The organism is Parvularcula marina (assembly GCF_003399445.1).
In the GTDB taxonomy this organism is placed as follows: Bacteria; Pseudomonadota; Alphaproteobacteria; order Caulobacterales; family Parvularculaceae; genus Parvularcula; species Parvularcula marina.
This window is the reverse complement of sequence record NZ_QUQO01000035.1, coordinates 1-503: the sequence shown is the minus strand read 5'-3', so window position 1 is coordinate 503 and position 503 is coordinate 1. Positions and strand designations below refer to the sequence as shown.

At 63.8% G+C, this 503-nt stretch carries 1 protein-coding gene; it reads left to right on the top strand.

What is annotated here, in order from left to right; all coding sequences use genetic code 11:
• The first annotated feature begins 251 nt into the window (after nt 1-251).
• Nucleotides 252-482 (top strand): hypothetical protein, encoded by a 231-nt coding sequence (locus DX908_RS16960; RefSeq protein WP_116393506.1) that lies wholly within the window; start codon nt 252-254, stop codon nt 480-482.
• The last annotated feature ends 21 nt before the right edge of the window (nt 483-503 follow it).

Here is a 503-nt window from a genome sequence, read left to right as displayed (position 1 = left end):
GCCCCCGGCACGAAATTCTGCAGGCAACCGGTCAAGCCGAGGCTGCTGACCGCAAGGAGGACGAGCAGTGCCTGCTTGGCCTTGGGAGCAATCGAGTTCATGGTGGCTCAGTCCTTCAAAATCGCGGATTCGGCATAACCGTGCGGAAATCAGCCTAGAAACCGCGGCGCCCTGCGGAACAGGGCAGCCCGGGCTGTCAACCGGGCAAGGTCCGAGGGACAATAGGGCAACTGGATCTTTGAGGGGGCATCATGAGCAGCGGACCATTCGGCAGCAGTTTCAATGCATTGGATTCGATCTTCAACCCCGGCCGGGCGCATCAGATGGCGGAGGAAGTCCGGCAGCAGGTCTTGCCGGTCACGGTCGACTCGCCGGACCACGGGAACCGGCAGTGGGTCTCGATCGACCTGGACACTGGGATCGCCGTCGTGCGTCCGGCACCGTGGCGACCGGTCAAGCTACCCGAGGACGCGGACGAATAGCGGCGCCAGGCCGGGCTCAGT

Excerpts from the sequence above, each read along its gene's own strand:
- DX908_RS16960 (WP_116393506.1), top strand. The coding sequence starts at position 252 with ATGAGCAGCGGACCATTCGGCAGCAGTTTCAATGCATTGGATTCGATC.